Origin of the sequence: Neobacillus muris (genome assembly GCF_943193175.1) — a bacterium.
GTDB classification, from domain to species: domain Bacteria; phylum Bacillota; class Bacilli; order Bacillales; family Cytobacillaceae; genus Neobacillus; species Neobacillus muris.
The window spans coordinates 275096-288539 of sequence record NZ_CALPDF010000001.1 but is presented as its reverse complement, the minus strand read 5'-3'; the positions used below and the strand labels follow the sequence as shown (position 1 = coordinate 288539).

Here is a 13444-nt window from a genome sequence, read left to right as displayed (position 1 = left end):
ATGCTTCTAAAAAACCAAACTAAAGGACAGGGGGGTAAATCCCTTTGTCCTATTTAGATTGTGTTGTGATTGACAAAATACTCACTGTCTGGTGACCTTAGTTCGGCCTCCTTCAGGTGTCTGATAATAGATCAAGAAATAGGTTGAGAAGTCCAAAGACGTGCGCTTATAATGATAATAAACAAAATTAGATTATTTAAGGATGACTGATCACTTGAAGTCAAAAGCCAACTATCAAACCTGGATTCGAATGCACAAACTGCTTATTTTTTTCATTATTTCACTCATGCTTCTCTCAATAACAGTAATACCTGTCAATGTATATGTGCGCCTCCTGGCAGGCATTTTAGCACTGCCTTTTCTTTATATAACCTTTATCCTTTCCTATTCTGTTTACCAATTCGCAGCATTTGGGGGGGATTATCAGTCAAAAATCCATGATTTAATAGCTGCCAAGGTAAATGGGGACGGGGAAGGGAAAATCCTGGATATAGGGACAGGCAGCGGTTCACTGATTATTAAACTGGCCAAAGCTTTTCCGAAAGCCAAATTAACCGGAATTGATTATTGGGGCGGGAATTGGGAATATTCGAAAGCGCAATGCCAGCAAAATGCTGAAATAGAAGGAGTTTCTGACCGGATTGAATTTTTGAAAGCAAGTGCTGCAGAGCTCCCATTTCATGATCATGAATTTGATCGAATTGTCAGCTGCCTAACCTTCCATGAAGTAAAAGACAAAAGCAAAAAAACCGAAGTCCTGATAGAGGCTTTGCGGGTATTAAAACCTGGCGGTGAATTTGTCTTCCTGGATTTATTTATGGATAAAAAAATATTTGGGGATGAAAAAGAGCTCATCAATGCCCTAAAGAACCATGACGCAGCGGAATGGAATAGCTGCAAACTTGCTGATGCCATCCCATTGCCCAAGCTCTTATTGAACAAAAAAGTACTAGGAAATGCCATGATATTGAGCGGAAGGAAAATTTGAACACAAACTTAAGATATTCTTAACATGGCATTCACACATCGTTTACATACAGATTCTATGATTAGAAGCATACCAAGTTAAATTTTATTAGACCTTTCACTTTATACCCAGCATTGATGGGTATCTTTTTTTGATTTTGAAGCCATTTTGTTTCTTGGAAAAAAGAGTGGATACGATGGTATCGGGGTGAAATGATAAGTAAAAATGAACTATTGATTATGGGGGTACAAAAATGGAACAATCAATCAATGAAACAAATCGCCCGCCATGGGGGATCCTTTCGATCCTGATGATTGGGGCATTTATTTCAATGTTGAACGAGACCTTATTAAATGTGGCTTTGCCATCGATTATGAAAGACCTGGATGTTTCGCCATCCACCGTTCAATGGCTTTCAACAGGATATATGCTGGTGAACGGGGTCATGATTCCGGCCACAGCCTTTTTGATCCAAAAATTCACAGTGCGCCGCTTATTTTTAACTGCTATGGGCTTATTCTTTATAGGGACTGTTCTCGCAGGCTTTGCCACGAGTTTTCCTGTTTTATTAGGAGCCAGGATGGTTCAAGCATCAGGAGCTGCGATTATGATGCCATTATTAATGAATGTCATGTTAACAAGCTTCCCTCCTGAAAAACGGGGCGGAGCGATGGGGCTATTCGGATTGGTCTTCATCTTCGCACCAGCGGTTGGCCCAACGCTATCAGGCTGGTTAATCGAACACTTTGACTGGCGGATGCTTTTCCATCTGGTCACACCGATTGCAGCGATCGTCCTGTTAATCGCTGTTTTCCTGCTAAAGGACAAGAAGGAACACGTGGAAATTCGTCTGGACTTCCTCTCCTTTTTATTATCCACTATCGGTTTTGGCGGACTGCTGTACGGATTTAGTTCTGCGGGGGATAAAGGCTGGGACAGTCCGGAGGTCTACGTCACGATCGCGGTTGGCGCTATTTCCATCCTTCTTTTCATTTGGCGCCAATTAAAATTGGAAGTGCCGATGCTCAACTTCCGAATTTTTAAATATCCCATGTTCTCGCTCTCATCAGCCATATCAATTGTCATCACGATGGCGATGTTCTCGGCCATGCTGCTTTTGCCGATTTATGTTCAATCGATCCGCGGAATCTCACCTATCAAATCCGGATTGCTGATGCTTCCTGGTTCGATCTTGATGGGGATCATGTCCCCGATTACAGGTAAATTATTTGATAAATATGGCGGCCGGGTCTTAGCTGTGGTTGGCTTGACGATCACGATTGCCACAAGCTATTACTTGAGCACGTTAACACTTCATACCTCTTATACAGAATTGATGCTGATCTATTCTGCCCGGATGTTTGGGATGTCGATGGTGATGATGCCTGTTGTGACCAACGGATTAAACCAATTGCCAGCGCAGTTTTATCCGCATGGAACCGCAATGAACAGCACATTACAGCAAGTATCAGGGGCGATCGGTTCCGCCTTATTGGTCACGATTATGTCCAATCGTACGAAAACACATGCGCCAGAAATAGCGGCATCCACAATGAAACAATTGACAGGCCAGCCGACGCCTGCGGAATTAGCTGATATGCAGCAGCAAATTGCGATGCAGGCGATGCTGGAAGGGATTAATGATGCCTTCTTAGTATCGGTAGGAATTGCCTGTATCGCGCTTGTTTTAGCCTTCTTTATTAAACGGGTAAAACCGGCTGGGGGTGTTCAGGAAACGGGAAAAAGGGCGCCCCAGAAATTAGCGGAAAATTAATTGGAGGAATAGAGATGGCTAAAAAAAGGGTCATCTCTATTTTTTTCGTAAGGCTCTGTGAACATTGATTTTCTGTGTTTGAAAAATAGACGGAGAAATTCCGCTTAAATTGGGAAATAGGGGTATTTCCTTAAAAATAAGAGAGTTTTTTCCGCTTATTGTATCAAAATCAATGAAATTTAGCTTAATTAAAGCTGTTAAGCGGAAATTCTCCGCTTATATCGGCTTCGTAAGACCCCACTATCTACAATAGACGGAAATTCTCCTCCTATTCATTCTCATCCCTACACACCGAACAGAGCCTTTCGTAAAAAAATTTCTTTCTCCCATTGGGAATAGGGTTGAAATTCCATGAAATAATGATAAAAATGGAAGAAATGAGCCAAGCGGATGACTGAAGGAGGAGAAAAATGAATTTCTTACTAAAAGAACTGCTTGAAACCGTAAAACAAGGGGGAAATGAAGATGAATAAGGAACTGTCACAAGAGCAATGTGAAGAACTGCTCAGAACGCTGAAAGCCCGTTTTGAGAAAAATCGGCACCGGCATAAAGATCTGGAATGGGCTGAAGTACAGGCTAAGCTTGAATCTAATCGTGAAAAACTGTGGACGCTTAAGGAAATGGAGAGCACGGGCGGAGAACCAGATGTGGCTGGCTATGATCAGAAGACGGGTGAATTCATTTTTTATGACTGTTCACCGGAAAGTCCTAAAGGACGCAGAAGTGTTTGTTACGACCGTGAGGCGCTGGAGTCCAGAAAAAACCACAAACCTGAAAATAACGCTATCGATATGGCGGCTGACATGGGAATCGAACTTTTAACGGAAGAACAATACCGAGAACTGCAGACCCTTGAAAGTTTCGATCAGAAAACCTCAAGCTGGGTGCAAACACCGGCGAATATTAGAAAACTTGGCGGGGCCCTCTTTTGTGATTATCGCTACGGCACTGTCTTTGTGTACCACAATGGTGCAGAATCCTACTATGCGGCAAGGGGGTTCCGCGGCTCGCTTAAGGTTTAAATAGCTTCATATGGAAAATTTTCTCCGGAGCTGAAAATCCCAGGCACCCGCTGCCAAGCTGGCAAGGGTGCCTGACCATGTTAAGGGGTCAACCGATTTTCGAATGCTATTCCTCAATTTTTCGTTTATCTTTGATGAACTGAGTGATTCCCTCTTTATTTTTCCATAAAAAGAGGAGAAGGTTGCCCAGCCAAATCCACAGAATAAAGGCTGGATAGTTTCCAAAGTATAGATAGATGGATACGAACAAAAATCCGATGGTCGTCTGCAAGCCATCTTCATTGCTCGTGGATTTCCTCCCCTTGGCTGTCAGCTTCATGAAGAGTAATAAAAGAGCTAAAATAATGGCGAAACATAGGGAAGCGCGAAATTGGGTTAAGGCGCTCCATACCCCAAAACTGACGGATAGGCTCTTTCCGCCGTTCCATTTTAAAAAAGGAGAAAAGGCATGCCCCGCGATCGGTGCCAGCGCAGCCGGTATCAGTTGATAACCTGACAATGCTCCCGTATTTACAAGGAGGAGGATCGGCACATACCCCTTTAAGAAATCCAGCGCAACACCCAGGATCCCGAATTTGTACCCTGCCGTGTTCCAGAGATTCGCAGCCCCCGGATTGCCGTCGCCTGCTGTGCGGATATTGATTTTTAATAAAAGGCCAATCCAGTAGGAGAACATCAGAGATCCGCATAGGAAACAGAGCAGAGTTAGGACCGGCATCATGATTTATCTCCCCTGACACGGATATACCTGCCTTTCCAGATGACCTTCTTGCGGAAAACAGCTTGATACAGGGAATAGGCGACCACAATTAGGAAAAAAATGACTGATAGAAAATGGAAAACTGGATGGATGAGGCCGAATCGCCCGACAAACCGGTTGATATAAATCATTTCAACTGCATACAAAATATAGCCGATGAATAAAGGGAAAAATACAGGATGGCCGATCAAAAAGAACCAGGATGGCGAAACGATCAGCCCTAAGATCCATAGAATAATCGTGAATAAAGTATATTTATTAAGGGAAGCTGTACTTAAAACGGCTCCTTTGGCGAATCCCTCCAATTCGCTTTTAAATCCGCCCGGATACATGCGAAAGGATACAAGACCGTGGCCGATATAGTTTGTGACTTTTATGCCTGCATTTTGGAAGCTTGCCCCCAAATTTAAATCATCCAGCATCTCGGAGCGGATCCTTTGGTGGCCGCCGATTTTATCGTAATCGGCCCTCTTCGCAACAATGCACGCTCCGTAAAGCCCCTTTTCTTTGTTTCTTGCCTCAAACGGGGAAGTAAAGGCAAATACCCCCAATAAATTAAGGACCATCGCAAACTTCTCATAAAACTTTTCAGTGATATGGCAGGGAACAACGGATAGGACCCCGCCTTGATTTTTTTGCGCCAAGAGTAGCGATTGAATGGCGGTTTCAGCAAGGCGGATATCCGCATCTAGAAACACCAGGGTTTCACCATGTGATTGCAAGTAACCGTTCCACACGGCCCAGGTCTTTCCGGTCCAGCCATCAGGAAGTTCAGGTGCAGTAAAGACGTTCACGCCGTAACTCTCGGCAATAGTTTTTGTGCGGTCCTCCGAATGATCATCTACTACGATAAGCTCATCAATTTTAATCGATTGTTTAAGCAGTGATTCGAGCAGCTCCGGCATATTTTTTTCCTCGTTTCGGGCAGGAATGATGACGGATATCGTTTCGTGCCAGTCGAGCGGTTCTTTTCTCACAGGAATAGTATTTTTCCGAAAAAGAATGATGCCGGATAGGAGCCCAAGTGATAGGATGGACGAAATAATGACAATCAGCTTGTTTCACCTCTTTACCACTAAAAAGGATGTATTGGACAACCACGATTGTTCGATGATGAAAGAATCAGAGGAAGGATTGCCAGCCCCCGTCTTTAAAAACGGAATTCTCCCTCCTCCTAAAGACAATATTAAGACTATTAAGAATATATTACTCCAACTATGGGACTTTTGAAATGTTTGAAAAGGTCTCCGACGGTGCTGAACAGCCCTATTCCGCCATGATGCTGGTGCATCGGTGGAAAATGGTGAATAACTGTATAGGTTTGGGGCAGTTTATATACGTATGTGTTAAATCGTGTTAAGGATGATGGATATGTCCCTTGCTATAATAGCTCTGGTTGCATGGCTTGTCATGATTGTATTCGTCCTGGTGCCTAAATGGTTAACCCTAACGGACATATTCTTTTTATACTTCATTGTTGGCATTATGACGGTCAGCTTATTTACATTACTTGACGTTAATCTGCACTGGGTTCCCGTCACAAGAAAAGTAGAAAAATCACTGGCGCTGGATCTTTGCCGCTTTATTATCATCCCTCTTCTTGTCATTATGGCTGCGGGGATTCTCAATTCTCCCTTAAGAGCCGGATGGCGCTGGACAATTGGGCTCGTCATCCTGGTGATATTGGTGGCGGATGATTGGATGATGATTAGGTTAGCGCTCATCGACTTTCGCCAATGGACCTTTCTGAACTCTTTTCTTATGTATGTGGTATTTATTATGGTGATGGCTTGGATTGCCCGGTGGTTTGTCCGCCTGGATAGAGGAGGACTTAGGCAGCCTTGAAGATTAATCACTATGATAATCATTTTAATGCCAATGAGTGGTTCGTGATTATTTCAATTGTTGTTGGAATCTTAGTTGTACTAATGCTACCCAAACGATTTCCGAAAAAGACATCCGCTATTTACCTGCTTTGTGGAGTGTTTATTGGCTTTTTCTTTGACCACACGTTAAGCGTTCTTCCTGTTAGCTTTTATGACCTAAATGATAGCTCCCGTGTTGAACTGACAGATTTTTTGTCCCATGTGATGTACGGTCCCTATAGCTACATTTTCTTTTATCTGTATGACCGTTTTAAAATCAAACCACGATTCTCCCTGGTATATATTTTAGCATGGGCATTTATAAGCGCCGGGCTGGAAAAATTATTTTCCCATTTTGGGGTCTTTCATTACCGGCATGGTTACAACCTCTATTTCTCATTCATCATCTATTTGTTCGTCCAAAGTATGTGGGTTGCTTTTTACTATGTTATTGAAACATATGGGGAGAGAAAATTTTAGATGGCAGCAGACAAGGAATCGAGCCATCAGAGCTTCAAAAGAAGCCCTTATTTGGCTATGGCTTTCACTATTTGGGACAATCGTTTGAGGCCGTCGTCTATAGATGGAAGAGAGGCGAATGAATAGGAGATTCGCAGATATTGTTCCGCCTGATGATCATAGACATTGCCTGGATTCAGTAAGATTCCTTCTGCAAGGGCCTTTTCAAATAATTTTCTCATCGAGAGGGACGGGAGCAAATGCAGCCAAATATAAAATCCTCCCGATGGTTTTTCCCAAACGGCAAGCTCAGAAAAATACTTGTTTAACGTATCGAAAGTAAAATCCCGCCGCATTTTCAGCTGTTCTCTTACTTCAACTAGATGTTGAGCGTAAAGCCCGCTGGAAAACCATTCTGCTGCTGCCCATTGCGATAAAGAACTAGATCCGTAATCGGTTTGCATTTTAATATCGGCCAAGTGGTCCACAACTGGTTCAGGACCGACCATCCAGCCAATACGAAGCCCGGGGCTTAACGTTTTAGACAAGCTTCCCAAATAGAGGACGAGTCCCTGTTTGTCAGAAGCCTTCATGGGTGTTGGCGGAGTTTCATCCAGCCATAATTCCCGGTAAACATCATCTTCAATCAAAGGCAGCTGTTCCTGCTGGCAAAAATCCAGCAATTGTTGGCGCCTTTCCTCCGTCATTAACGTCCCAGTTGGATTCTGGAAGGAGGGGATGGTATAGAGCAAAGCAGCATTTTGTTGTTTTTTATAGGCTGGAATCAGCTTGGCCTGAATCCCTTCCTTATCCAAAGGGATACCCACTAGCCGCATGCCTGCTGACTGGAAGACATTTAACGAATGAAGATACGACGGCTTTTCTGTTAATACGGCTGAACCTCTATGCAATAAGCCCACACTAATCAGCTGCAGGGCTTGCAGGGCGCCTGATACGATTAAAATCGAAGATGGAGAAGCTGAAATCCCAATGGTCCTTAAATAGTTGGAGATTTGTTTTCTTAAAGGGAGCAGCCCTTTTGGCTCCTCATAGCCATAAGTAATTTCCTTGTTCGACAATTGCTGAAATATTTGTTTCATTGAATTGCCGGGAATCAGACTGGGCGATAATTCTCCCGTTCCCAAACGAATGATGTTGGGCGTAAACTCCGCCTGATTGATTTCCTGAATGGTTGGCAGGTTTGGCTTGTGAGTTCCTACCTTCACATAGGAGTTCCAATCAGGCGGAGGGGCAGTGGCTAACAGGTTCCACGTATTGTTGACGACCCTTGTGCCGCTGCCGCTTTTGCCTTCAATCAGCCCTTCTGCGATTAATTCGTCATAGGCGGTGACGACTGTACTCCGATTGACACCTAAAGCCTTTGCGAATGTCCGCTGGGGAGGGAGCCTATAGCCGACCGTCCACTCTCCATTGGCGATTTTCTGTTTCATAAAATCGGTGATTTGTTGATGCAATGGCACTGAGGATGACTTATTGGGTTTCCAATCGGTTGTAAGCATCTTAATCGTCCTCCTTTTTAAAACTAGTATATTACTTGGTTGGTTTAGATTCCATCCAATTGGTTGGAGACATCGGCAGCATTTCACAATAAAATAAGATTCATTGAATGTTTTAGAAGAAAGGACGAACGAAGGATGGCAGAACCATTTTTTCATGGATTTATTCTGGCACTAGGGCTGATTCTGCCTCTTGGTGTCCAAAATGTTTTTGTTTTTAATCAAGGGGCCTTGCAGGCGCGTTTTGTTTATTCATTGCCTGTTATCATCACCGCTTCTTTGTGTGATACCCTATTGATCCTGGCAGCGGTTTTGGGGGTATCCCTTGTGATGTTAGATTCATATTGGATTAAAATGATCGTAATGGGGGCAGGCTGCCTGTTTCTGCTCTATATGGGATGGACCACATGGAATAGCAAACCAAGTCATGAACGAGCAGTAAGCGCCAATCCATTTTCTTTCAAGAAACAGGTATTGTTTGCGGCCTCGGTTTCCTTGCTAAACCCTCATGCCATCATGGACACGGTCGGTGTCATTGGAACAAGCTCCTTACGGTACCAAGGGGAAGAGAAAGTCATCTTTGCCCTTGCTTGCATATTGGTTTCATGGATGTGGTTTTTTGGGCTTTCGCTGGCGGGCCGAATAAGCGGGAAGCTTGATCAGTCTGGCCGCATCTTGTTGATCGTAAATAAACTATCAGCTCTAGTCATGTGGGGGGCAGCAGTCTATCTTTTGATCACGTTAATAGAATGATATTTTTACATTCTATTAACTGATCATGTAACATCCATTTACACGAATGAAAAAAGCTTGTAATGATGACCCTCTATACCCAATTTGAAGTTACTAAAATTATGTGACAATTGGCTAAAACGAAGAACAATAAAATTTTAGGTCTTTTCGCCAACGATGAAATGTTTGAGCAAAGAGAAGAAGGGCAAGGGGACCTTTACAGCCCCGTCGTATCATTGCCAGATTTGACGAAAAAAAATGATCCGCTTTCTGCCAAAAAAGCAAAGGGGACAGACGCCGCACTGCCATATATAGAAAAAGCCGTTCTATATATTAGTCTAGACGTGGAGTCAGCCCCTTTTGATCTATTGCCTGGCCGAATAAAATTGCGTAAAAAACTTCGTCATCCCATAAGCAATCATCGAGATGGCAAAATCGATAAAAAAAAGATAAGCAATGGTAAATCCCTTTTGCGTGGAAAGGAGTCCTATCGCTTCTTCAATAGGTGCAAAACCAAAAGCAATGACCGCACTTAAGACCAGCGCCCATACAGGAAATTTTTTATCATGATTGATGCAATATTGATAGGCAAGCATAAATGCAACCGGCAAAAAGGATGCTGTTATTCCTAGACCTTGCGGCAGGAATGGAACAAGAAAGTAGTTATGGTCCAAAAAGCCTTGTCTTATAAGTGCGAGATCTGTATAGGTCCATAGCATATGGACTGTATAGCCTAAGAAAAGAATTTCAAGGCTTTTCCTGCGGTCAAGCTTGATCAAAAGCACAACCAATGGTGCAAGCAAGAAGAGCAGTATCAGCCAGAACTGCCAGTTTCCCCAGTCTGAATACTCATGCCAAAAAGAATACATTAATGATGAAACCTTCTCGCTTGCTTTGTTTATTTCCTCCCAATACTGTTTCCTTGACAAGCTAACACCTCCTGCCTTGACGGTGAAAAGCCGCTTATATCCGTATAACAGGCAGCTGCTCATTCTTTTGCTACGTTATTTGCACTGTTTCGCTGCCTACTTATTAAACTATCCCAGCTCCTTGTCTTTATACGAAAAGAGCTAAAAAAGTGATAAAAATAGTAGGTATGATAATTTTAGTCATCATGTCATAAAGATTAAGGAAACAATAAAACCAACGAAAGGTTATCAAGATCCCTGGGATCATCAAATAAAATTGGCCGACTTATCATTGGAATTGGATGGAAAGCAGCTTGATAAGCTAAAAGATCATCCCATTAGGGCTGAAGAGGAAGGGTTAAATAGATATTACGGGGAGGCTGCGTATTTAACCTTAAGGGATAAGGAAAACGATAAATCTCTGTTTGTGGTCCTGTTAAAGAAAACGAGAGAATTACAAAGGGAAATGCCTAATGGGGATATAGCCGGCTGGGTTCCAGAGGAAAAGCTGGCATATACATCTTATGCTTTAGATGAAGCGGGAAATGTGGAAAGCAGTTCTTTTACCTTCGCAGACCCAGACGCCTTACAAACCGAATTGCTCAATGCTGGAGGAGTTGGCCCTTACCGTATTGGTTATTATACGGATGCTTGGGAAGTCTATCCCACCATATTTTTTCCATTCCTATTTCCGTTTTTCACTTTAATGATTGGGTTGATTTTATGTATCGTTCATTTGCCCATTAATAAAAATCCCAGCCGGCAGTTACTATAAACTGCCGGCCGGTTAGTTTATTGCAATATGTTTTGCTCTCCTGATGAATTCTGGTTATGAAATGACAGGTTTCATGGTTTCTTTTAATACATTAACCGAATGATCGAATTGTGTTTTTTCCTTTTCGGTTAGCTTCAGTTCAATAATTTCCCTGATCCCAGAACGATTAATGATGGCCGGAACCCCAACATATACATCTGAATGTCCATACTCTCCATTTAAGTATGAAGAAACGGTAAGGATGCTGTTTTCATTATTTAGGATGGCTTTCGTAATTCGTACAAGGGACATCCCAATCCCATAGAATGTGGCCCCTTTGCGTTCAATGATATGGTATGCCGCGTCCCTGACGCTGACGAAAATATCCTGCAGACACTCTTTACTAATCTCTTTTTTGTTCTCCAGCACTGTTTTAAGAGGCTCAATTCCAACGGCCGCATGGCTCCAGACAGGGAGCTCTGTATCCCCATGCTCACCAATAATGGCAGCATGAACGTTCCGGGTATCCACTTTTAAATACTGTCCAATCGCAAATCGCAAGCGTGCAGAATCCAACACCGTCCCTGAACCGATGACACGTTCTTTTGGCAGTCCTGATACTTTCCAAGTCACATACGTCAAGATATCCACGGGATTGGTTGCCACTAGGAAGATGCCATTAAATTTGCTGTTCATTACGTTTTGGATAATTTGCTTAAAAATTTTTGCGTTTTTCTCGACTAGCTCCAATCGTGTTTCACCGGGTTTTTGCGGCAATCCCGCTGTAATGACGACTAAATCCGCTGTTTCGCAGTCACGATAAGAGCCATGCCATACATTGATCGGGGAAGGCGCAAATGGCATCCCATGGTTTAAATCCATGACTTCTCCTTCGGCTTTTGCCTCATTCACATCAATTAAAACCAATTCTTCTGCTACCCCCTGGTTGATCATGGAGTAGGCATAACTGCAGCCAACTGCACCGGTCCCGATTAAAACCACTCGATTGATATTTTCCATCGTGATTTTTTCTCCTTTCAGGTTAAAAAAGTATCCAGCTGACAATCCCAATTAAAATAAGGAAGATTAAACTGTATTTGATGGTGAACTTAAATAATTCATTGTCTTTTCCGGCAAGTCCGACTGCAGCTGCGGCGACAGCAATGGACTGGGGAGAAATCATTTTAGCCATGGTTCCGCCCAGTACATTGACGGCTACCATTGTTTCAGGATCAATCCCTATTTGAACAGCAGTGACGGATTGAAGCGGCGCAAATAAGGAACCGCTGTTAACGACCGAGCCCGTTAAAAACACCCCTAGCCACCCTAACACAGGGGAGAACAAGGGAAAAATGGTGCCCGTGGAAGTGAACGCCAGCCCAAGTGTCGATGACATGCCCGAGTAGTTGCAGATGTAAGCGAAGGCTAGTACGCTGCAAATGGTCAGAACCGGCGCAAATAATTCTTTCGCCGTTTCTTTTGTCGTGTCCAGGAGCAGCTGCCCGCTGCAGCGAAATAGAATACTTGCCACAATGATGGTAATGATAATGGCAGTCGTGGTGGATGAAAAAGGATCGAGCTTGAATACAGCTGAAAATGCTGTGTCTTCTGGAGCAACTGGAGCGTGTTTGATGACCAAGTTGTCCAGTCCTCGTATGGGGATTAAAAAGACTAATTTTTCTAAGGAACCCCCTGGAATAAATAAATTTTTAAAAAAAGGCAGGTTGAAAATGGTTACGCAAAGCGTCAAAAAGACAAATGGCAGCCAAGCGAACGCAATCCTTCCAAGTGAGTATCGTACGTTTGCATCCTGCACTTTCTCTTTGTTCACGCGAAAAATTTCTTTTGGTTTCCACACTTGCAGGAAGAGAGCGAGGGCGATCAGGCTGACGATGGCAGCCAATATATCGGCAAGCTCTGCCCCCAGCGTCGTCAACACCACGGCCTGTGTCAGGGCGAAGGAAAGGCTGCTTACCAAAACGGCAGGGAAGGTTTGCCTGATTCCTTTGAAACCGTCTATGATAAAAATCAGCAAGAATGCGACAACGATGCACAAAATGGGGATCACAATGGCGGTATATCGTGCCACTGTCAGTGCATTTAATCCTGTCAGCAGGGCCGGGACGGTTACAGGTATGCCCATGGCTCCGTAGGCACCCCCGGCAATATTGGCGATTAAGCAAAGGCTGGCAGCATAAAGTGGATGGAATCCTAGTCCTACTAAAATGGCTGCTGTGATAGCGACAGGTGCACCGAAGCCAGCCGCACCTTCCAAAAAGGCCCCAAAGGAGTAGGCGACGATTAGAACCTGCAATCGCTGGTCGGCTGTAATAAACGAGATGCTATTTTCGATGATTTCGAATTTGCCCGTCTTGACGGTGATTCGATAAAGGAATATGGCGGCAAATACGATGGAGGCCACTGGCCAGATCCCTGCTAAAATGCCGTAAATTGCTGACATGAATACCATGGCAGCAGGCATTTGATAAATAATGATGGCAGCCAGTCCTGCTGCGATAATGCTATAGAGTCCAGCAACATAGCCTTTTAATTTGAAAACTGACAGCATGACAATAAAAAAGATGATCGGAATGGCCGCCACAAGGGCTGATAACCAGATGTTGTTCAATGGATTATACGACTGGACCCACGCATTCAAGCCATTCACTCCCTAGTTTTTCTCGG

13 protein-coding genes are annotated in these 13444 nt (G+C 43.6%); 7 read left to right on the top strand and 6 right to left on the bottom strand.

The genetic code is table 11. The features are described from left to right. Nucleotides 1-202: 202 nt before the first annotated feature. The 3 genes from NFS43_RS01300 (at nt 203) to NFS43_RS01290 (ending at nt 3764) form a co-directional block, all read left to right on the top strand. Nucleotides 203-988 (top strand): class I SAM-dependent methyltransferase, encoded by a 786-nt coding sequence (locus tag NFS43_RS01300; RefSeq protein WP_251548953.1) that lies wholly within the window; start codon nt 203-205, stop codon nt 986-988. A 232-nt stretch (nt 989-1220) separates the two neighbouring features. Further along, nucleotides 1221-2741, top strand: coding sequence for a DHA2 family efflux MFS transporter permease subunit (locus NFS43_RS01295; RefSeq protein WP_251548952.1), 1521 nt, complete (start codon nt 1221-1223; stop codon nt 2739-2741). A gap of 459 nt (nt 2742-3200) precedes the next feature. Continuing rightward, the gene (locus NFS43_RS01290) at nt 3201-3764 is read left to right on the top strand and encodes a DUF4256 domain-containing protein (protein WP_251548951.1); all 564 of its coding nucleotides are present in this window, start codon (nt 3201-3203) and stop codon (nt 3762-3764) included. Between the two features lie 106 nt (nt 3765-3870). On the opposite strand, the gene NFS43_RS01285 is transcribed toward NFS43_RS01290, so the two are convergent. Next, a complete protein-coding gene (locus tag NFS43_RS01285) occupies nt 3871-4485 on the bottom strand; it encodes a glycerol-3-phosphate acyltransferase (protein WP_251548950.1) in 615 nt (204 codons plus the stop codon). Next, nucleotides 4482-5579 (bottom strand): glycosyltransferase family 2 protein, encoded by a 1098-nt coding sequence (locus NFS43_RS01280; RefSeq protein WP_420910284.1) that lies wholly within the window; start codon nt 5577-5579, stop codon nt 4482-4484. Before NFS43_RS01280 ends, NFS43_RS01285 begins: the two co-directional genes overlap by 4 nt. Nucleotides 5580-5895: 316 nt before the next feature. Here NFS43_RS01280 and NFS43_RS01275 point away from each other — a divergent pair, with 316 nt between their 5' ends. Next, nucleotides 5896-6369, top strand: a complete 474-nt coding sequence (locus NFS43_RS01275) for a hypothetical protein (RefSeq protein ID WP_251548948.1) — start codon at nt 5896-5898, stop codon at nt 6367-6369. After that, on the top strand, nt 6366-6869 hold the full coding sequence (locus tag NFS43_RS01270; protein WP_251548947.1) for a hypothetical protein: 504 nt from the start codon (nt 6366-6368) through the stop codon (nt 6867-6869). Before NFS43_RS01275 ends, NFS43_RS01270 begins: the two co-directional genes overlap by 4 nt. A 47-nt stretch (nt 6870-6916) precedes the next feature. Here the strand turns inward: NFS43_RS01270 and pdxR are convergent, their stop codons facing one another. After that, nucleotides 6917-8368, bottom strand: a complete 1452-nt coding sequence (gene pdxR / locus NFS43_RS01265; RefSeq protein ID WP_251548946.1) for a MocR-like pyridoxine biosynthesis transcription factor PdxR — start codon at nt 8366-8368, stop codon at nt 6917-6919. Nucleotides 8369-8503: 135 nt separating this feature from the next. Between pdxR and NFS43_RS01260 the strand changes: the two genes are divergently transcribed. After that, nucleotides 8504-9118 (top strand): LysE/ArgO family amino acid transporter, encoded by a 615-nt coding sequence (locus NFS43_RS01260; protein WP_251548945.1) that lies wholly within the window; start codon nt 8504-8506, stop codon nt 9116-9118. A gap of 344 nt (nt 9119-9462) precedes the next feature. Here the strand turns inward: NFS43_RS01260 and NFS43_RS01255 are convergent, their stop codons facing one another. Then, complete coding sequence (locus NFS43_RS01255) at nt 9463-10026, bottom strand: hypothetical protein (protein WP_251548944.1); 564 nt, start codon at nt 10024-10026, stop codon at nt 9463-9465. Nucleotides 10027-10282: 256 nt separating this feature from the next. Here NFS43_RS01255 and NFS43_RS01250 point away from each other — a divergent pair, with 256 nt between their 5' ends. After that, complete coding sequence (locus NFS43_RS01250; RefSeq protein ID WP_251548943.1) at nt 10283-10780, top strand: hypothetical protein; 498 nt, start codon at nt 10283-10285, stop codon at nt 10778-10780. Nucleotides 10781-10834: 54 nt separating this feature from the next. Here NFS43_RS01250 and NFS43_RS01245 read toward each other — a convergent pair whose 3' ends face one another. Beyond that, entirely contained in the window at nt 10835-11779 is a 945-nt protein-coding gene (locus NFS43_RS01245; protein WP_251548942.1) for an L-lactate dehydrogenase, read from the bottom strand. 22 nt (nt 11780-11801) lie between these two features. Beyond that, complete coding sequence (locus NFS43_RS01240) at nt 11802-13418, bottom strand: lactate permease LctP family transporter (RefSeq protein WP_251548941.1); 1617 nt, start codon at nt 13416-13418, stop codon at nt 11802-11804. Nucleotides 13419-13444 lie beyond the last annotated feature (26 nt).

Bases quoted from the DNA above. Each gene is read 5' to 3' on its own strand.
- NFS43_RS01300 (WP_251548953.1), top strand. From the start codon at position 203: ATGACTGATCACTTGAAGTCAAAAGCCAACTATCAAACCTGGATTCGA.
- NFS43_RS01295 (WP_251548952.1), top strand. From the start codon at position 1,221: ATGGAACAATCAATCAATGAAACAAATCGCCCGCCATGGGGGATCCTT.
- NFS43_RS01290 (WP_251548951.1), top strand. From the start codon at position 3,201: ATGAAGATGAATAAGGAACTGTCACAAGAGCAATGTGAAGAACTGCTC.
- NFS43_RS01285 (WP_251548950.1), bottom strand. From the start codon at position 4,485: ATGATGCCGGTCCTAACTCTGCTCTGTTTCCTATGCGGATCTCTGATG.
- NFS43_RS01275 (WP_251548948.1), top strand. From the start codon at position 5,896: ATGTCCCTTGCTATAATAGCTCTGGTTGCATGGCTTGTCATGATTGTA.
- pdxR (WP_251548946.1), bottom strand. From the start codon at position 8,368: ATGCTTACAACCGATTGGAAACCCAATAAGTCATCCTCAGTGCCATTG.
- NFS43_RS01260 (WP_251548945.1), top strand. From the start codon at position 8,504: ATGGCAGAACCATTTTTTCATGGATTTATTCTGGCACTAGGGCTGATT.
- NFS43_RS01245 (WP_251548942.1), bottom strand. From the start codon at position 11,779: ATGGAAAATATCAATCGAGTGGTTTTAATCGGGACCGGTGCAGTTGGC.